The 19,853-nt window shown below is 68.1% G+C and carries 13 protein-coding genes; 7 read left to right on the forward strand and 6 right to left on the reverse strand.

What is annotated here, in order from left to right; all coding sequences use genetic code 11:
* Positions 1 to 675: 675 nt before the first annotated feature.
* A complete protein-coding gene (gene proA, locus PMES_RS12660; RefSeq protein WP_236549800.1) occupies positions 676 to 6,585 on the reverse strand; it encodes an anti-phage protein ProA in 5,910 nt (1,969 codons plus the stop codon).
* Between the two features lie 159 nt (positions 6,586 to 6,744).
* On the reverse strand, positions 6,745 to 7,377 hold the full coding sequence (locus tag PMES_RS12665) for an exopolysaccharide biosynthesis protein (RefSeq protein WP_236549801.1): 633 nt from the start codon (positions 7,375 to 7,377) through the stop codon (positions 6,745 to 6,747).
* 353 nt (positions 7,378 to 7,730) lie between these two features.
* On the opposite strand from PMES_RS12665, the gene PMES_RS12670 reads away from it, so the two are divergent.
* Positions 7,731 to 8,864: a metallophosphoesterase family protein gene (locus tag PMES_RS12670; RefSeq protein WP_159966095.1), complete on the forward strand. Its 1,134-nt coding sequence runs from the start codon at positions 7,731 to 7,733 to the stop codon at positions 8,862 to 8,864.
* Entirely contained in the window at positions 8,861 to 11,485 is a 2,625-nt protein-coding gene (locus PMES_RS12675; RefSeq protein ID WP_159966096.1) for an AAA family ATPase, read from the forward strand. The genes PMES_RS12670 and PMES_RS12675 overlap by 4 nt, the downstream gene beginning before the upstream one ends.
* A gap of 90 nt (positions 11,486 to 11,575) precedes the next feature.
* Here PMES_RS12675 and PMES_RS12680 read toward each other — a convergent pair whose 3' ends face one another.
* On the reverse strand, positions 11,576 to 12,292 hold the full coding sequence (locus tag PMES_RS12680) for a haloacid dehalogenase type II (RefSeq protein WP_159966097.1): 717 nt from the start codon (positions 12,290 to 12,292) through the stop codon (positions 11,576 to 11,578).
* A 222-nt stretch (positions 12,293 to 12,514) separates the two neighbouring features.
* Here PMES_RS12680 and PMES_RS12685 point away from each other — a divergent pair, with 222 nt between their 5' ends.
* Positions 12,515 to 13,732 carry a GAF domain-containing sensor histidine kinase gene (locus tag PMES_RS12685; RefSeq protein WP_159966098.1) on the forward strand — a complete coding sequence of 406 codons (1,218 nt, stop codon included), beginning with the start codon at positions 12,515 to 12,517 and terminating at the stop codon, positions 13,730 to 13,732.
* A gap of 260 nt (positions 13,733 to 13,992) precedes the next feature.
* Here the strand turns inward: PMES_RS12685 and PMES_RS12690 are convergent, their stop codons facing one another.
* The 3 genes from PMES_RS12690 to PMES_RS12700 form a co-directional block, all read right to left on the reverse strand.
* Entirely contained in the window at positions 13,993 to 14,511 is a 519-nt protein-coding gene (locus PMES_RS12690) for a c-type cytochrome (protein ID WP_236549802.1), read from the reverse strand.
* Between the two features lie 317 nt (positions 14,512 to 14,828).
* Positions 14,829 to 15,215: a response regulator gene (locus PMES_RS12695; RefSeq protein WP_159966099.1), complete on the reverse strand. Its 387-nt coding sequence runs from the start codon at positions 15,213 to 15,215 to the stop codon at positions 14,829 to 14,831.
* Position 15,216: 1 nt separating this feature from the next.
* Positions 15,217 to 16,620 carry a sensor histidine kinase gene (locus tag PMES_RS12700; RefSeq protein ID WP_159966100.1) on the reverse strand — a complete coding sequence of 468 codons (1,404 nt, stop codon included), beginning with the start codon at positions 16,618 to 16,620 and terminating at the stop codon, positions 15,217 to 15,219.
* A gap of 263 nt (positions 16,621 to 16,883) precedes the next feature.
* On the opposite strand from PMES_RS12700, the gene msrB reads away from it, so the two are divergent.
* The 4 genes from msrB to PMES_RS12720 form a co-directional block, all read left to right on the forward strand.
* A complete protein-coding gene (msrB, locus tag PMES_RS12705; protein ID WP_159966101.1) occupies positions 16,884 to 17,327 on the forward strand; it encodes a peptide-methionine (R)-S-oxide reductase MsrB in 444 nt (147 codons plus the stop codon).
* Positions 17,328 to 17,834, forward strand: coding sequence for a peptide-methionine (S)-S-oxide reductase MsrA (gene msrA, locus PMES_RS12710; RefSeq protein ID WP_159966102.1), 507 nt, complete (start codon positions 17,328 to 17,330; stop codon positions 17,832 to 17,834).
* Positions 17,835 to 17,974: 140 nt separating this feature from the next.
* Positions 17,975 to 19,321, forward strand: a complete 1,347-nt coding sequence (locus tag PMES_RS12715; RefSeq protein ID WP_159966103.1) for a glutamine synthetase family protein — start codon at positions 17,975 to 17,977, stop codon at positions 19,319 to 19,321.
* A partial coding sequence (locus tag PMES_RS12720) for an NAD(P)/FAD-dependent oxidoreductase (protein ID WP_159966104.1) occupies positions 19,321 to 19,853 on the forward strand: 533 nt, incomplete at its 3' end. The genes PMES_RS12715 and PMES_RS12720, both read left to right, overlap by 1 nt.

Here is a 19,853-nt window from a genome sequence, read left to right on the forward strand (position 1 = left end):
CCCGTTCTCAAACGACTATCCTGCATAGTCCGGCTTCTACACGCATCATCCAGCTTACTGCAGAACCTAGTGTCACAGCACATCCGGGCACCTCCTAGCCTCTTGATTCTTGAAACCGGTTTTCCCATACTGAGCGGGTGCCCGAGCCAGACGGCCCGCCTGCCTTGAGCAGTGAGGAGTACTCGCACCTCCGGGCACACTTTACCTTTCCCCCAGGATCCCATCCTTATCGGGCACGTCACCCATTTGCCGGGCCTAGTATCCGGGCGCCATCGGGAAGATGGTGCGCGGACAGGGATACCCATCGTCATCCTGCCACATGATGGGCATCAGAGGGAGCTTCCCTCTCTCCCCTCGGACGTCCGGGATGCGGAACGGGAAGGCGGGCCAGGGACGCAGTCGATCTGGTGACGAATCCGGCACCGGCCTGCGGCAGGCCGGCACCCCCCTTTGGACACGCATCCGGTGCGTTTCGCCCAGCTTCTTCTCGACGGGCGCTCGGCAAACGCCAAAAAGAGCGGCGCCGTCATCGCGGCGGCGGGCCAAGGCGGGCGGCCGAACCCTGCCCCCGGGGGGGCATCCACCTCGCCCTCTCTTGGCCGCCGCGCGGCACTGAGGCGAGCGCCCTGCCCCCGTCCCTTTCCGGCGGCGCCCACCCCGAACCGCGCGGAATGCTCATCCGAATTCATGGGCGCGGTACCATTCGATCACGGATTCGAGGCGACGGCGGGCGGTCCCGCTCAAACGGTTGATGCCCATGAGCCGGGCAAGTTCGCGCGCCGGGTCGCCGGATGCGTCCAGCGCCTCCGAATGCGCATCGAGCAGGGCCGCGATCTCGGTCCGCGAGACATCGTGCACCGCGCGGTCGGCCATCCCCCTGAAGGGCGTGCGCGCCTCATGTCCCCCGGCCGGCCACAGGAAAAGCCGACCGTCCTCCTCGCGCCGGTCGGCATGCGACACGGCCGCCGCGACGCGGTCGTTGATCCGGCGCCCTGTCCGCTGCCACCCATGTTGGCGGGCCACCTCCCGGCACAGCTCGGGCAAGGTCACCGGCGCGCGGCGTTCGAGAATACCATCGACGATGCGGCGCAGCTCCGCCGTGTAATCCGCTTCGAAGAAGGCCTCGGGGTCCGCGCGGGGCGGGTCCGTGCGATCATCGGATCCGCCCGGACTGGCAGCGGGCGGTTCCGGTGAATGCGCCGGATCGCCGCCGGCGCATGATGCGCCCTCCGCGGGCGTGTCGTCCCCGGCGCCCTGCCGGGCATCCGCGCCCTCCCCCGCACCCCCTGCACCGGGACGGGCTGTGCCCACCTCGGGTCGATCCGGGAATCGCGCGGGCGCGGCGAGGGCCGGACGCGCACCGTCCAGCGGCGCGGCGCGATCCGCGGAACGATGCGCGATGTCCGCCTTTCCCTCGTCGATTTCGCCGGGATCGGGGACGGGATCGGCGGCCAGAAGGGCTTCAAGCTCGGCATGCAGGCGGTCCACGATCGGATCGGGATGACGGAACCATTCGGTGGACCAGACCCGCAGGATCGACCATCCCAGCCCTTCGAGAACCGCCTGGCGCACCTTGTCGCGGTCCCGCGCCGTCGCCGAGGAATGGTAGCTCGCGCCGTCGCATTCGATCCCCGCGAGGTAGACGCCCGCCCGCCGGGGATGCACGATGGCAAGGTCGATGCGAAAGCCCGACACCCCGATCTGGGTACGGACCTCCCAGCCCTTGGCGCGGAAGGCCTGCGCGACCGCTTCCTCGAAGGGGTTCTCGGCCGGTCCGAGCGATCCGCCATCCTCGGCCGCGAGCGCGATGGCACCCCGCTGGGCATAATCCAGAAAGGCCTTGAGATGACGCACCCCGGTGGCACGGGTGCGTCCGAGGTCGATCTCCTCATGCGAAAGCGACGCGAAGACATGCAGCTCGCGCCGCGCGCGGGTCACCGCCACGTTGAGGCGTCGCTCGCCGCCTTCGAGATTGAGCGCGCCGAACGCCATCGAGAGCCGTCCGGCGGCATCCGGGCCGAAGGTGATCGAGAAGAGCATCACGTCGCGCTCGTCGCCCTGGATGCTCTCGAGGTTCTTGACGATGACCGGCTCCTCGCGCTCCTCGGCGAAGAACCATTCAAGATCGGGCCGCGTGCGGCGCAACGCGTCGAGATGGTCGAGAATGAGGGCCTGCTGCTGGGCGTTGAAGGTGATCACGCCGAGCGTCTGCCGCTGCACCGGATCAAGTGTCAGCCACTCCGACAGGCGGCGTTCGATCATCGCCACGATGGCCTGCGCCTCCGGCACGTTGACCCGCGCCCCGCCGCGCGCATAGGTCCCCTCGATCCGGTGCAGGTGAACGGCCTCCGACCGGGTGGAGGGCGCGGGGAAGGTCACCAGCCCGCCGCCGTAGTAATGATGGTTCGAGAAGGCGATCAGCGCCTCGTCGCGGCTGCGATAATGCCAGTTGAGGCGCCGCGTGGGAATACCGGCATTGGCGACCTCGTCGAGGATCGAGGGCATGTCACCCATCAGGCCATCGCCGGCATCCTCCTCGTCATCGTTGGACCGGCCGAAGAAGTTCGTCGGCGGAAGCTGCTTGGGGTCGCCGACGACGATCGATTGCCGCGCCCGCGCGATGGCCCCCACCGCGTCCCAGGTCGTGATCTGCGAGGCCTCGTCGAAGATGACGACATCGAAGGCGGCCTGTCCGGCGGGAAGATATTGCGCGATCGACAGCGGCGACATGAGCACACAGGGCGCCAGCCTGGGAAAGCTCTGCGTGAGGTTGCCGAGCAGGGTCCGGATTGCCATCGAGGGGCGCTGCAGGCCCAGCTGATGGCGCAGCGTTCCCAGCTCGGAGTTGCGCGGAACGCCGTCGCGGCCCGGCAGTTCATGCTCGATCCGGCGCATCACCTCGGCGGGCGCCAGCTCTGCCGCGCGCGCATCGAGATCGCGGAACGCTTTCACGGCATCCTCGTGATCCCATTGCGCGAACCGGCGCAGGGGCGCCGACGCATCGAGCGCCAGCGGCAACCACCAACGCGCGTAGGCGCTGCGGAATTCCGCGGTCGCCTCCCCGATCTCCTCGCCGGCCTCGAGCCGGTCCGCCAGGGGGCCAAGCCCGTGCGCCTCGGCCTGCGCGCGGGCCTCGCGCCACAAGGTCCAATCGGCGAGCCGCTCGCGATGCGCAAGGACGGTGTCGATCTCGCGCATGATCCCCTCGATCGAGGGCAATCCCGATATGTCGGCGCCAAGCGCGGCAAGCGCATCGCTGCGGTCCCGCGCCTCGGCGCGCAGCGCCGCCCATTGCGCCAGCCCCTCGCGCAGGGCGCCCTCGGGAATGGCCGGCAGGGCCGCCTGCACCCGCCCGAAGGCGACCGCGTCGGCCACCGCATCGCCCGCCTCCGCAAGGGCCGCGCGAAGGGCGATCGCCTGCCGTGCCGCGCGCCGGGCCAGCCGCGTGGAGCGCTCCTGCCCCGCGATCGTCGACAACGGATCGCCGTTCAGGGCGTCGACAAGCGGCCGCATCTCGAGCAAAGCCCCCAGGTCACGGCCGGGATCGGCGGCCCCGCTGGCGGCATAACCCTGCATCATCCTGCGAACCCTGCGCCGGCGCAGGGCGGAGAAGGGCCAGAACGAGGCCTCGGCCTTGCGCCAGTCGAGGTCGAGCGCATCGAGCGGCATCCGCGCGAGCTCGGCCTCATCGTAGCGGGCGCTCGTCGCGGCGCGCAGCGCGTCGAGCCGCGCCGTCTTTGCCTCGAAGGCATCGAGCGCGGCCAGAAGATCCTGTCCCGTCATCTGCGGCACGGCACGCAGGTCGGCCGCATCGGCCCCGGCGCGGTCCGCGAGCCGGTCGAGCAGCGCGGCCCGCCCCGTCGGCAGGCCCGGCGCCGGGCCAAGACCCAGATCGTGCGACAGGCGGCTCCCGCATTGCGCGAGACGGTCGAGCAGGACGCGCATCTCCCGCGCCGAATTGATCAGCGCGTCCTGCCAGGCAAAGGACCAGTCCGTCGCGGTGACGAGCGGCATGGGGGGGATGTCGCGGGTGGCGGCGAAGGTGCGGGCAAGCGCGTCGGCCGTCCGCTCGAGCAATGCGAAACTCTCGGCATCATGGGCGTCCTTGTCCGCGTAGCGAAGCGCCGGGCCGTTCGGATCATCGGCGGTCCAGGAGATCGCGTCGAAGATCGAGAAGCCCTGGGGGCCCTTGGCATGGAGCGCGGCGACATAGCTGTTGAGCCTGTCGCGCTCGAGCTTGAGCTGCGCGTTGACCTGCACCCAGTCCGGCCCCGGCCCGCCAGCCGCCCGGTCCCACCCCCGCCCGAGCTGGTTCAAGACGCGCTTGCGGTCGGTCTTGTTGGAGTGCAGCTCGAGGACGGCATCGCCCATGCCATGCGCCTCGAGCCGCCGTTGCACCACGTCGAGCGCCGCGGCCTTCTCGGCCACGAAAAGCACCGTGCGCCCCTGGGCGAGGATCTGGCAGATGATGTTCGCGATGGTCTGGCTCTTGCCCGTGCCCGGCGGGCCGATCAGCACGAAGTCCCGCCCGTCCGTCGCGGCGACCACGGCGGCGAGCTGCGAGCTGTCGGCGGGAAGCGGCGTCAGCAGGTCGGAGGGCGCGAGCCGGGCGTCGAGCTCCTCCGGACGCACCGGATCGCCCTGTCCCGTCTCGAAGGGCCGGTCGGGATTGTCGACCAGATGTGCCACGAGCCGATTGGTGCGAAGATCGTCGGTCCGGTCCACCAGGTCCTTCCACATCAGGTATTTGGAGAAGGAGAAGGTCGACAGGGCGACATCCTCGACAACCTCGAAGCCCGGAACGTCGCGCACCCGCATGCGCATCGTGCGAAAGATCAATGGCAGGTCGATGCCGCTTCCGTCGCGCGGCAGCTCGCCCTCGAGCTCCGGCAAGGCCAGGTCGAAATCGCGCTTGAGGAACTCGAGCAGCGTCGCGTTGAAGCGGACATCGTCCTCGTGATGGACGATGGAGAATTCCGAGCGCGCAGAACGCCGCTCGAGCTTGACCGGGACCAGCAGGAGCGGAGCGCGATAGGGCTGCGTGTCGCCCTCGCGCTGCCAGCGCAGGAAGCCCACGGCCAGGAAGAGCGTGTTGGTGCCCCCCTCCTGCACATCGCTCTTGGCCTTGCGGAAAAGGGTCAGGAGCCGGCGCTCCATCTCGTTCCTGTCGAGATCGACGGGAACCTGTCCGCGCGCCGCGGCATCGGCCACGGCGGAGGCGATGATGCGCTCCCGCTCGTCGGCCGGCACCTGCCGCAGGCCCACGGGATCCTCCTCGCGCATCGGGTAGACCCGGAAGGATTGCCCGCCGGCCAGGGCGTCCTCGAGGGCACCGAGATCGGGCACGAGGCACGGGACCGTCTGCTTCGTCGGCTTGAAGTTCAACAGGCGGTTGCGCAACGACAGATCGAGCAGCTTGCCCTGCCATCGCTCGATGCGGCCCCTGGGCGTGGCGGGCGCCTCCTGCGCGAGCTCGGCCGGCAGCACGCCCAGGTCGAGCGGTGCCGGCAGCCCGGCGGGCGCGGCCTCGGCATCCGCGGCGTCCTCATCCCCTTGCGCGGGAAGATGCGCGGCGAGCGGCCTGATCCGGGCGGCGCGGGCCCGCGCGATGTCGATCGCGGCCAGGAAGGCATGCTCGTTCTCCTCGCGCAGAAGGGCGCGCCCCGCCTCGGCGGCCTCCTCGAAGCCGATGGCCGGCCGCTTCGTCAGGTAGGTCGTCTCGACGGGCACGAATTCATGCGCCTGCGCTGCCTTGCGCACGGCGACGATATCGGGCTCCGTCACCTGCCCGAAATCGCGCGCCGTCAGCCACACGCCCGCGAAGGCATGCCCCTCGGTGAACAGGACCACCGGGTTCAGGCCGGCCTGCTCCCAGGCGGCCGCGAGCAGGAGGGAGATGTCGAGGCAGGTGGCCAGCCCCTCGGAGCGGATCCTGTGGGGGAACCGGACCTTCTGTCCGTCATGCTCGAACGAGGCGGGCGGGGTCGCATAGGTCAGGCCAAGCCCCGTCGCCGCCGACCAGATCGCCCCTGCGAGCATCCAGGCGCGCCGCGGGTCGGCGCTCTGGTATCCCTCGATCGCACCATCCCGGCCCGAGGCTTCGAGCAGGCGCGAGGCCTCCTTGAGGATCGCGGCCACGGCCGCGTCGTTGGGCGAGACATAGGCGGCGAGCAGGCGGTCCATCTCCGCGAGGCCGCCCCATTGATCGCGCGCCAGCAACTCGACCGGCAAGGAGCGCTCCGCGAGCGTTTCGGTCCTGTCCGACAGGGAAAGGCGGAGGGTTCCGTGCTCGGCCTCGTCAAGGCCGGCGAGAAGGCCGATATCGAGCGGCGTCGACAGATCGACGAGGCGCAACGTCTCGCCCGCACCGAGGCTGTCGATCACCCAGCGCCGCGAACGCAGGATCGCGGGCTCCGCCGTCAGGACGAGTTCGAGCCGCTCGAGCGGGCTTGCCCCGAGGTTGGTCACGCTGAGCGATCTGATGACCGGAACGTCGTTCTGCGCCGAGGCGAAGTTCACACGCTGAACGATTTCGGCCTCGACGATCGCAACCGGCATCCCGTCGCCGGGGCCGGCATCGTTCACTTGCAGATTTCCGGGCACCGCACACTCGCTTTCGCAACACTTACTCGACACTCATCCCCCGGCGAGAAGCAGAGCAGAGCGCGCCGGGAAATCCAAGTCGTTTGTGCCACTTGGCGCGGGGGAACGGCCACCGGCGGCCACCCGGGGCGGGGCCGGCGATCATCCGACCGGGCTTCCTCCGCCGAGCATTCCGATGCCGATGGCGACCGCGCCGAGCGCCATGGCGTATCCCGCCAGCATCAGTGCGCCATCGCGCACCAGGATCGCAAGGCCCAGTATGGCGATGGCGATCATCGGCGCCGAGGAGGCGAAGGGCACGATCTCGAGCGGTGGCACGGTGAGGCACAGGGCGATCGCCGCGACGGCCGCGATCCGAACGCCCATGTCACTGGCGAAGACGCGCAGCCGGTTGCGCAGCCAGCGATCCATCTTCCGGCCCACGGGGCGCATCTTGTCCACCGCCTTGTCGATCTTCGTGCTCTCGAGCGAGCGGTTTTTCACGAAACCCGGAAGCCACAAGTGATCGCGCCCAGCCGCGATCTGTACCGCGAAAAGGACGATGATCAGCGCGATGAGCGTGGGAACCCCCGGAATGGCTCCGATCGGCGTGATCTCGAACAAGGCGGGCACGGTCAGGAAGGGGCCATATCCCCGGCTGCCGATGGCCTCGACGATGGTGCCGAGCGTGACCCGATCGCGGCCCTTGGTGGCCTCTTCGAGCGCGTCGAATATCCCCTCGACCGCGGAATTGCCGCCGTCATGCTCATCCGTTCCGGCCATCGTGTCCTCCATGCCAATGATCCCATGCGCCGGATGGCGAACCCTTATGGCGCGGTGTCAGTTCCGGCGCGGTGACAGCCGGCCGCCCGCAAGGGGAGGGGATCCGGCGGATATCGGCGCGTAGGCGCGTCTGGCTCCAAAAAAGAGCGCGTCATGGCGGGCGGTCCTTGCGCCTCGCCCGCGGCGCGAAATGCGCCTCCGCGCGGACTGGACAGGAGCCGCCATCCATGTTCCCCATAGGTTCCGAAACCTGTCGCAATCGCCGGGCGATTGGCGCTATCCTGTCCCCCGGACCCGCCCGCGCGGATGTGAGCGCCGCGCATGGTGGGTCCGCGGTAATCAGTCACAGTCTACCGGAGATCGAGATGTCGGAATTCAGGTTCATCCATGTATCGGACCTTCATCTTGGCCGCCGATATGCCAACATCCCGCAACCCGAGGATGGCAACATCCGCGGCCGCCTGATGGAGGCACGACACGGCACGATCGAGCGGATCGCCGCCGCCGCCCGCGATCACGGCGCGGAGCATGTCCTCGTGGCCGGCGACAGCTTCGACACCCCGACACCCTCGGATGTCGTTCTGCGGCAGGCCCTCTCGGCGATGGGGCGCGATCCCGACATCATGTGGTGGCTGCTCCCCGGCAACCACGACAACCTGCGCGATGGAGAACCCCTGTGGGAGCAGATCGCGCGGCAGGCACCGCAGAATGTCCGCCCCCTGACCCGTGCGGAGCCGGTCTCCCTGCGTCCCGACGTCACGCTGCTCCCCTGCCCCGTCACCTATCGCTCCGCGGGGCGTGATCTGACCGAGTGCCTCCCCCGGATGCCAAGCGCCGAAGGGGCCCTGCGGATCGGCCTCGCGCATGGCGGCGTCGTCGATTTCGTTGAAGCGGGGGACAACATTCCGCCCGACCGCGACCGCAGCGCGCGCCTCGACTACCTCGCGCTTGGCGACTGGCACGGACGCATGGCGGTGGGCCCGCGCGTGCAATATTCGGGTACGCCCGAACAGGACCGATTCAAGCATGACCGCCGGGGCGTCGCCCTTGCCGTCACCCTCGAAGGCGTCGGCATGCCCCCGCGGATCGAGGAGATGCCGATCGGTCAGTTCCACTGGTCCAGCATCGAACTGCCACTTTATCACGGACAGGACGCGGCGCAGGCTCTCGCCGCCCTCCTGCCCGCCGAAGGACGGCGCGACGCGCTGGTCCGGGTCAACGCCACCGGCTGGAGCAGCCTGCCCGAACATGACGCGCTGACGACGGCCGCGGCGCGGATCGCGCCCGATTTCGCGCATTTCGAACTGCGCGCCGAGGATTTGCAGATCGCCCATGACGACGCCGATCTCGACGAGATCGATCAGGCGGGCGCCCTGCGCAAGGCGGCGGAGACCTTGCAGGAGGAAAGCCGCTCTCAAACGCTCTCGCAGGAGGACCGCGACATTTCCTCTGCCGCCCTCGCGAGGCTCTATTCCTACGTCAAGGAGGATGCGCGATGAAGCTGCGCGCAATCACGTTGAGCAACGTGCGCCGGTTCGACGGGACGGTGCGCATCGAGAACATCCATGACGGGATCAACGTCCTCAGCGAGCCGAACGAACGCGGCAAGTCGACGCTTTTCGACGCGATACAGGCGCTGTTCTTCATCCCGCACGGCTCGACCCGGGCCGCCTCCCTGAAATCCCGCGCCGGCGGCGCCCCCCAGGTCACCGTCGAGATCGAGACCGAGGAAGGGCACTTCGAGGTCACCAAGCGCTGGGACAAGACCCGGTCCTTCGCCCGCGTGCATTCGGGCGGCACGCTGCTGGCCAAGGCCGACGAGGCGGAGGCATGGATCGCGCGCCAGCTTGGCGGCGAGAATGCCGCCGGTCCTTTTGGCCTTGTCTGGGTTCGCCAGGGACGCGCGGCGATCGCAGGCGCGTCGCCCAAGGAGACCGCGGGACTGCTCGAGGCACGCCGCGATCTGCTGACTTCGGTGAATGGCGAGATCGACGCGATGACGGGCGGGCGGCGGATGGACGCGGCGCTGGCGCGCTGCGATGCCGAGCTTGCGCAGTACGCGACCGCCAGGGGCGCACCGCGCAGCGGCGGGCCGTGGAAGGCGGCCAGAGACCGTCTCGCCCTGCTCGAGGACAGCGCCGGCGAGCTTCGGGCGACCGCGACCGCCCTTCACGAGGCGCTCGATGCCAGGAGCCGGGACCGGCGGGAGATGGCCGAGCTGACCGCTCCGGAGGCCGTGGCCGAACGCAAGCAGCGCCTCGAGGCGGCACAGGAGACCTATCGCGCCGCCGAGCGTCATGCCGGCGAGATCGAACAGGCCGAACGTATGCTTGCCGCCGCGCAGCTTGCCCATGACACGGCCGCCGACAAACTGGCGCAGGCACAGGCGGCGGCAGCCGAGGCGGCGGCAGCGCGGGCGGCGCTCGTCTCGTGCGAGAGCGCGGCCGCCGCGCAGGACCGCGCGCAGCGCGATGCCAGCGCGGAGATGGCACGCCGTGACGCCGCGCTCCTTGCCGCGCGCGATGCGCATGACGCGGCCCGCAAGAGCCATGCCGCCGCCCTTCGCCGGGATGCCGCGCGCAGCGGCGCGGCACGTGTCCGCGACCTCGAGGCGCGAATCGAGCGCGCCGAGGGCGCGCGCCGGTCGATGGAGGAGGCACAGGCGCAGCTTGAGACCGGGCTCGACGCGGGCCAGCTGGCGAAGATCGAACGCATCGCCGTCGAGCGGGCAGCCGCGGCGGCCGCGCGCGATGCCCAGGCGCCGCGGGTGACCATGCACTATGCCGCGCCGAAAGGGGGCCAGGTCACGCTGGACGGCCAAGCCCTTGCGGACGGCGAGGCCATCCCCCTGACCGGCCCCGCCATGCTCGATATCGACGGCGTCGGAAGGCTCGAGATCAGCCCTGGCGCGGATGCGCGGGATGTGACCGGCTTCGAGGGGCATGACGCGATGTTGCGAGAGGCGCTCGCAGAGGCGGGCTTGCCGGACATCGCAGCCGCGCACGAAGCGGCGCGGATCACGGCCGAAGCGCAGCAGCGAAGCGGCGAGGCGCGTGCCGTTTTCGACAGTATCGCGCCGGGCGGGATCGAGCCGCTGCGCGCGGCCCTCGCGGCCATCCCCAGACTTGGCGCGGAGGATGACGGGACGCAGGCTCCGACACTCGCGGAGTCCGACGCCGCCCTTGCTGCCGCCCTGGAGGCGCAGGGGGCGGCACAGCTGGCACGGGACGCGGCCGCGGACCGCCTTTCGGATGCCAGGAGCGCCGCCGCGCGCAGTGGTGCGGAACTCGATGCCGCGCGCACCCGGCTCGACCGGGCCCGCGCGGCGGCCGAGCGGTCGGATCCCCAAGGGGCGCAGGCGCTGGCGGAGCGGCTCGACCAGGCCCGGGTCGCGGCCGAGGCGGTCTCAAGCGAGCTTGAACGACGCCGGAAGGACGCGCCCGACATTGCGGCGGCCCGGGCCGCCCTCGACCGTGCGCGCTCCGTCGACAGCGCGGCGCGCGAGCGGGGTGTGCAACTCGGACGGTCGATCGCCATGCTCGATGAGCGGATCACGCGGAGCGCGGGGGATGCCGTCGAGGAACGGCTGGCCGAGACGTTGCAGCAGATCGAGGCGGCACGGGCGGAGCTCGGGCATATCGAGCGGGAAGTGGCCGTGCTGCAACGGCTCAAGGCGGTGCTGACCGCCGCCCGCGAAGCCTCCCGCGAGCAGTATTTCGGCGCCGTCGTCAAGGAGCTGCGCCCCCTTCTGCATCTTTTGTGGCCGGATGCGACGCTCGAATGGAAGCCCGAGACGCTCCTTCCGAGCGCGCTCGTGCGCGGCAAGGTGAGCGAGCCGATCGACATCCTTTCCGGCGGCACGCAGGAGCAGATCGCGCTGCTCGTGCGCCTGGCCTTCGCGCGGATGCTGGCGCGCGACGGCCGGCATGCGCCCGTGATCCTCGACGATGCGCTTGTGTTCACCGATGACGAGCGCATCGAGAAGATGTTCGACGCCCTGCACCGGCAGTCCGGCGGTACGCAGATCCTTGTTCTGTCATGCCGTCAACGTGCCTTCCGCGCCCTCGGCGGCAAGACCCTGACGCTCGAGAGCGTGACCGAGCCCGCCCATCCCGAGTGAGGCGCATGCCCCCCGGCCGAAGCCCCGCGATGCGGCAGGCTCAGGGCATCGCCCCGCTTGCCTTTGCCCGCCGCCGTGAGCGCGCCTGTTTCAGCCCGCGTCTTTCAGGATGAGATCGACGAGCCGGCCCAGATCGAGGGCGGTGTAGTCGGGCTCCGGCACCCCGTCCGCTGGCAGGAACGCGTTGTAGGGGCGCGAGACGAACGCACCCTTGCACCCGGCCGCCTGCGCCCCGATCGTGTCCCACAGGTGGCATGCGACGAGACACAAGTCACGCGCGGGCACGTTCATCGCCTGTGCGACATGCTGGTAGGTCTGCGGCGCGGGCTTGAACTTGCCGACCGTGTCGACGCTGAAACTTTGTTCGAAATACTGGGCAAGTCCGGCCTTTTCCAGCGGCGTGGGCGAAGGGCTCGGCGGAGAATTGGTCAATGTAACAAGGCGCAGACCCGCCGCCCGCAACCGTTCAAGCGCGGGCGCGGCATCGGGATGGGCCGGCATGTTGCCCAAGTGCGTCTTTAGCTCGGCGATATCCTCCTCGCCGATGGCGACACCGTGGATCGTCCCGGTCATACGCAGCGCGCCTGCGGCCAATGCGCTGAAGGGCGTGTAAAGCTCCGAGAGGGTCATCGTCTGTGAATAGAGGATGAGCTGCGCGAACCATTCGCGCATCATGTCGCCATTGCCGAAGAGCCTGGCGAAGAGTGGCTCGAGCACGGTGATGTCGAGCAGGGTCTCGTTGACATCGAAGACGATGACCGGGGGCACGCCCTCGGGCGGGGTATTTGTCGATGATGCATCAACCATTGGACTTTGTCTCCTCGCGCGCTTTTCAAACTGGATTGCCCGGACGGGCCGCCGAAGTCCAACGCCGCCTGACCCCGGCTGGTTGCCGCAACGTCCCGCCCGCAAGGCTCAAGATTTTCCTTGCAATATATTTTTCTGCAATTTGACGACACTTCACCATGTTAAGGACGCAAATTGGTATGACTTTATGACCAGAAAAGACTGCCAATCAGGATCATCGTCATGAGAGACTTCCCCATACCCTTCAACGAAGAGGCTCGCGTTCAGGCGCTGCAGAACGTGCCCGGGCTCGTGGCCGGCAACGAAGCCCTGTTCGACAGCCTGTGCGATGCCACGCGCAAACTTCTCGACTGCCCCATCGCCCATATCAGCGTCGTCGAGGAGACGCATCAATGGTACAAGTCGGTTGTCGGGATCGAGCTGGGCGAGATGCCTAAGGAGCATTCCTTCTGCACCCATACGATCATGTCCAATGCCGAGATGGTGGTCCCCGACCTGAGCGCCGATCCGCGATTCGTGCGTCATCCGATGGTCGCCGAGGGCGGGCCGCAGGCGCGCTTCTATGCCGGGGTGCCGCTCGTCCTGTCATCGGGCTTTCGGTTCGGCAGTCTGTGCGCGCTCGATCTCGTGGCCCATGAGCCCCCTTCGGAGGACAAGCTCGAAGTGCTGCGCGCTCTGGGCCGCGCCGTGGTCGCCGCGCTCGAGAAGGCCCCTGCCCTGCCCGCCCAGACGCCGGCCGGGCAGACCGGCCCCGAAAATTTCGTCACACTGGTCGGACATGAGCTGCGCACCCCGCTCACGGTGATCCTCGGCGGGCTCAAGCTGCTTGAGTTCAGGCTGAAGGACGCGGTGAACCGGGAGCTGACGGTCAGCTCGCGCCGCTCCAGCGAACATCTTGCGAAACTGGTCGAGTCCATCCTGACCTTCAGCGATGCCAGCACCGGCGAGCTTACCCTGAACGAGCGCCCCGTTTCGGTGGCGCAATTGCTCGAAGGCGTCGTGGATACCCATTCGCTGTCGACCGAAAGGGCCTCGCGTGCATTGTCGGTGCACAACGCCATCCCCGTCACCTCGATCATGATCGACGAGGATCACATCCAGCTTGCCCTGACGGCGCTGATGCTCAACTCCCTGAGCCACGGGGCCGGCGATATCAGCGTCGGCGCCCGGCTCACCGAGGAGGGCGAGATCGAGATGCGCATCACCGACGAGGGCACGCTCGACGACCACGTCGCGCTCGCGGAACTCTATCGGCCATTCGTGACCGGGGGCGCGATCGACACGCGCGGGACCGGCGGCGGTCTTGGGCTGGGGCTTCCCCTGACCCGGAAACTCGTCGAGCTGCATGGCGGCGTCTTCGAGATCGACGCCCAGCCCGAGCGTACGAGCGCGGTGATCCGCCTGCCATGGTGGCGCGCCAAGGACGTGCCGGACGCCTGATCCGGCCGTCCGGCCACGAAAGCCGGGAACACGGGAGCGCTCGCAAGTCGCGCGCTCCTCTTTGCTCCCGGAACGACAATCGAAAGAGCCCCCCGGATACGCGATCCGGGGGGCCTTGCCTTGCGGCATTCCCGAAGGCGCCGGGTCAGGCCCGGCTTGCGACCGACTTTCGTGGGATGCGGTTTTGGCGCTGAAACACGAGGCGGCGCTCCGGAATAACTCCGAAGCGCCGCGTCAGAACCGGCCACGGGGCATTCGGCTCAGAGGTTCGAGCCGGCCTCGCGCGTGACGTTCTGTTGCAACCGGCGCGCGTGATCCGGCCAGCTGCTTTTTATGAAAGCCAGGATCGCCTCGATCTGCGCATCGCCAAGCTTCTCGTCAAAGCTCGGCATGCGGCTGTGGCGGCCATTCTGCACGGCACCGATGCCATGCTTGATGATCGCGATCAGGTCCTGATCGGGATGATGCCAAGTATGCCCGCTCGCATCATGCGGCGGCGCCGGCATCTGTCCGTTGGGTCCGGGCTGGCGCCAGTTCGGCTCGCCCTCGAGCTCGGCACCGTGGCAGGAGGCGCAGTTGGCGGCATAAAGGCCCTGGCCGATATCGACCATCGCATCCGTGCTCGGCGCGCCGAGCACCGTGATCGGGGCGAGCCCGTGCTGCAGCACGGCCTGATGCTCGGCGCTGTCCTTTTGCGAGCTGACGACGGCGGCGATCGACAGGGCCGCGGCGGTGCCGAGGCCGAGCGTCAGCCCGAGGACGAGTTCGGGGCTCATCATGCGCAGCCGCCCGTTATCGCGGCGAGATCACCGGTCATGGGCACAGGCGGCATCGTCCCCTCCCGGAAGGTTTGCGCGCCTCGCGCTCCGCTGCTTGCTGCGTGGGAGGGCGATGTGCAACTTCTGGAACATCTGTTTCTCCGTTCTCGAAGGTTGAGCGAAGCCGGCATTCTGCCCCTTCGCGGCACCGCCGAGACTGCCCCCGCGCAGCGGCGACAAGATGGCGAAACTTGGGTACTGGGTGTTCATGGGCCGAAACCGGCGCCTCGGGCGTGCTTTACGTTGGTGCGGCCGCGCCGATCCGGGACCCCGCCGCCTCAGCCGCCGCAACGGCGGGCGAGGATCCGGTCCGCGGTCTCGAGCGCATCGGTGAGCGCCGTCATGCTGAACGGCTTGGCCAGCATCGCCAGCGGCTCGATCCGCTCGATGTCCCCCGGGCTCAACTCATGCAGCGACCCGCTGACCAGGATGCAGGCGATGCCGTGATCGCGGCGCAACTCGGCAGCCGCCTCGATGCCGCTCGACGGGCCGGCGAGATGCAGGTCGACGAGCGCGAGGTCCGGCCGGCTCGCCTCAGCCTGCGCAAGGCAGGTATTCTTGTTGGCCGCGATCCCGAGGACCTCGTGGCCCATCATCTCGAGATGCGATTCGAGATCGAGCGCAATGAAGACCTCGTCCTCGACGATCAGGACACGCATCGCCATGTCAGGGCTCCGCCGGGAACTGGATCATCGTCGCCCAGCCGCGCTCGCGGTGCGGGATGCTGATCGTTCCGCCGAACTGCTCGGCCGCCATCCGGACAAGCCGGCCGCCCAGCCCTGCGGGTCCATGCGTGCCAGCCGATCCCGCGCCGTCGTCCTGCACCGTCAGGGTGAAACCCGAACCGTCGTCGCTGCGGTTCAGGATAACCTCGACACGGCCGCCGCCCGGGGCCTCGAAGCCGTGTTGCAACGCGTTGCTCACCAGCTCGTTTATCACGAGCGCCAGACTGATCGCCCGGTCGGGCGCAAGGCGGATCGGGATCACCTTCACCGAGATCTCGATCCCGCGCCGCGCGCAATCGGCCATCTGCGACAGGTGGCGGCACAGGTTGGTGATCTGGCGCTCGATCTCGACCCGCGTCACGTCGTCGTCGAGATAGAGCCCCGCATGGATGGTGGCGATGGCGCCGACACGCGCGCTGGCCGCGGCCAGTTGCGCTCGGGCCGGCCCGCCTGCACGGTTGCTCTCGAGGTTGAGGATGCTCGCCACCATCTGCAGCGAGTTCTTGACCCTGTGATTGACTTCGTTGAGCAGCGTCCTGTAGGCGGCAAGCGCGGTGCGCAACTCTTCCTCGTTGCGATGCGCCTTGGTGACGTCGATGACCATCCCGATGACATGCGCCCGCCCGTTGGGACCCTGGATCACCTCGCCCTGCATCAAGAGCCAGCGCTGTGCCCCTTCGGGCAAGATGACGCGGTATTGCAGGTCGATCTCGCCGAAATGCGCCTGCGCGCCGCCCGTGATGACACTCTCGCAGCATTGCCGGTCGTCGGGGTGAATGCGCTCGAGGAAGGAGGCGATGTCCACGCCCGCCTCCCCTTCGGCAAAGCCATGCATCGCATCGACCGCCGGCGAGCGCAGCAGCGTCCCGTCGGTGAGATCGACATCCCAGAAGGCGACATTGGCCCCCTTGGATGCGACACGCTCGCGCGCGGCCTGCAATGCCTCGCCGACATGCTGTTCTGTCACATCCTCGACGATCTGCAAGATCACGGGAGCGGCGCCCTGTCGCGCGACGCATGAATGGCTCAGCCGCCAGTAGCGTGTCGTGAAGCTGCCGTCGGGCAAGGTGATATCGTGGCGTCCCGGCGGGAGGCGATCGACCGCGCCGGCCCGGAGCGCCCGGGCCACGGAGGCCCTGACCTCTCCCTCGATCGAGACATCTCGGGTCCTGGCCGGAAAGGCGTCGAAAAGGCCCACGCCCTCGAGCGTGTCATGTTCGCGCATCACCGTTTGCCGAAAAGGCAGGTTCACATCGATGATCCGCAATTCCGTCGTCATCATCAGTGCGGGGAACGGAAGCGCGTGCAAAACGGCGTTATCGTCCGGATGGACAGGCTCGGTCATGGAAACTTACAGGTTTGGTCAAGGACAGGCGCGGGCGGCCACTCGTTATGAGCCCAGCTAGGGTCAATCGTTTACAGGAAAAGACCGTGTCGCCCAACCTGCTGTTTTCGCGTGCACGTTCCGTGTTGCAATGCCATGACGGGCCGCCCCCCAATCCGCGCATCCCGCCGCCCCGCTGGCGGGGTATTTTCGTGCACGCCCTTGGCAACCGGGCCGCTTCATACCCATCTTTGCGTGAGCAAGCAGAGCGAAAGGACCGTGCAATGAGCTACAGCAAGAGCGAGGAGGCGATTGCCAACCTCACGCCCGAGCAGTTCCGCGTCACCCAGCAGAACGGAACCGAACGTCCGGGCACCGGCGAATACCTCGAGAACAAGGCGCCGGGCATCTACGTGGATCTCGTCTCGGGCGAGCCGCTCTTTGCCAGCTCGGACAAGTACGAGTCGGGCTGCGGGTGGCCGAGCTTCACCAAGCCGATCCGGCCCGCATACGTGACCGAGCTGCGCGACAGCTCGCTCGGAATGGAGCGGGTCGAGGTGCGTTCGGCCCATGGCGACAGCCATCTGGGCCATGTTTTCCCGGACGGGCCGCGCGATCGCGGCGGCCTGCGCTACTGCATTAATTCGGCGAGCCTTCGCTTCGTGCCGCGCGAGGACATGGAAGCCGAGGGCTACGGCGACTATCTCAACCAAGTGGAGGACGATTAGATGACGGAACGTTCCATACTCGCCGGCGGCTGCTTCTGGGGCATGCAGGATCTGATCCGCAAGCTGCCGGGCGTCGTCGACACGCGCGTCGGATATAGCGGCGGCGACGTGGAGAACGCGACCTACAGGGATCACGGAACCCATGCCGAGGCGATCGAGATCACCTTCGATCCGGAAAGGATCAGCTACAGGCGGCTGCTGGAATTCTTCTTCCAGATCCATGATCCGACCACGCCGAACCGGCAAGGGAACGATCGCGGCGTATCGTATCGCTCCGCCATCTTCCATATCGGTGACGAGCAGCGCGACATCGCGCGCGACACGATCGCCGATGTCGAGGCCTCCGGGCTGTGGCCGGGCAAGGTGGTGACCGAGCTTGCCCCGGCCGGGGCATTCTGGGAGGCCGAGCCCGAGCACCAGGACTACCTCGAGCGGATCCCCCACGGCTATACCTGCCATTTCATCAGGCCGGATTGGGTCCTGCCACGGCGCGAGGCTGCCGAGTAAGCCCGCGCGACCCCGCTCGAAAGGTCGTGGCCGTCCCGCCGCGCGGTGGGACGGCCCATGCGCCATTGACCCTGCGGCGCCCTGCTGGCAGTCTTCGGCACGCAGGATGCAGCACGCATCCCCTTCCCCCCCGGAGCCATATGTCTACAGATCGCCTGCACATCTCGGACCCCGAGGCCGAGTTCGAGAATATCTTCGGCTGCGTCTGCGATCTGAACGGCGTTCTGCGCGGCAAGCGCATTCCCATCGAACAGATGGACAAGGTCATGGCCGGCACCGTGAGGATGCCGCTGTCGATCTGCGGCCTCGATATCTGGGGCGAGGATATCGAGGGCAGCGTCATGGTCTTCGAGACCGGCGATGCGGACGGGATCTGCTTGCCGACCGGGCGCGGCATGCTGCCGGTCACCTGGACACGCAAGCCGACGGCGCTCATCCCGCTCTGGATGCAGCAGGAGGATGGCACACCCTTCCTCGGCGATCCACGGCAGGCGCTGGCGCGCATCGTGGAACGGTATGCCGCCCTTGGACTGACCCCGGTGGTTGCAACCGAGCTCGAATTCTACCTGACCGATCCTTCGGGACAGATCCCGCAGCCGCCGCGCTCGCCGATCACCGGCACGCGGCTCATGTCCGACGGCGCGCTCTGCCTTGACGAGCTCGAGCATTTCGACACGTTCCTCAACGAGGTCTACACCGCCTGCAAGGCGCAGGATATCCCCGCCGACAGCGCGATCTCAGAAAACGGTGCCGGGCAGTTCGAGATCAACATGCGTCATACGAACGACCCGCTGCGCGCGGCGGATGACGCGGTCCTTTTCAAGCGGCTGGTGCGCGGGATCGCCCGGCAGCACGGCTTCGCCGCGACCTTCATGGCCAAACCTTACGGCGACCGCGCAGGTTCAGGCTTCCACGTGCATTTCTCCCTAGTCGATGCCGAGGGGCGCAACCTTTTCGACAATGGCAGCGACGATGGCACCCCGCTCATGCTCAATGCCGTCGGCGGCCTTCTGGAGACGATCCAGCAGAACGCCCTGACCTTCGCTCCGCACGAGAACAGCTTCCGCAGGCTCCTGCCCGGTGCCCATGCCCCCTCATCGGTGGCCTGGGGCTATGAGAACCGCACCGCCGCGATCCGCATTCCCGGCGGCGATCACAAGGCGCGCCGGATCGAGCACCGCGTCGCCGGCGCCGATGCCAATCCCTATCTCGTCATGACCAGCGTCCTTGGCGGCGCACTTCTGGGGATCGAGCGCGAAATTGCCCCGGCGCCGCCGATCACCGGGGATGCCTACAGCCTCGATCTGCCGCACCTGCCGCTTGACTGGGCGACCGCCGTGCGCGCTTTCGCAACGGGCGGGCTCGTTCCCGAGATCTATTCCCGGCGTCTGCAGAAGATGCTGACCGAATGCAAGCGGCAGGAGCAGGCCCGCTTCAATCGCCATATCACCGAGTTCGAGTACCAGACCTATCTGGAGATCGTCTGATGACGTCTTCTCCGGGCGATGCCGCGCAACACGTGCGCAGCTATTACGCGGCGAGCGCGAACCCGTCGCCGTCCCGCCCCGCGCTCGAGGGCACGCAGGAGGCCGAGATCTGCGTGGTCGGCGCCGGGTATAGCGGCCTGTCGACCGCGCTTCATCTGGCCGAAAAGGGGTATTCCGTCACCGTGATCGAGGCCGCACGCGTCGGCTGGGGCGCCTCGGGTCGCAATGGCGGACAGATCGTCAACGGGTTGAACGCGTCCCTGACCACGATCGAGCGGCGCTACGGCGCACCAACCGCGCAGTTCGTCGCAGGTCTCGTCCAGGAAGGCGGGAAGATCATTCGAGAGCGCGTCGCGCGCTATTCCATCGATTGCGACCTGAAAGAGGGCAACATCTTTGCTGGCCTGACCTCCGCCCACATGCGCGAGCTTGAGGCGCGGCAGACGCTTTGGCGCGGCTACGGCATCGACAACCAGACGTTGCTTGATGCCGACGAGATCCGTGCCCATGTCGGCAGCGGCATCTATGCCGG

This window comes from Profundibacterium mesophilum KAUST100406-0324 (genome assembly GCF_009835145.1).
Classification (GTDB): Bacteria; Pseudomonadota; Alphaproteobacteria; order Rhodobacterales; family Rhodobacteraceae; genus Profundibacterium; species Profundibacterium mesophilum.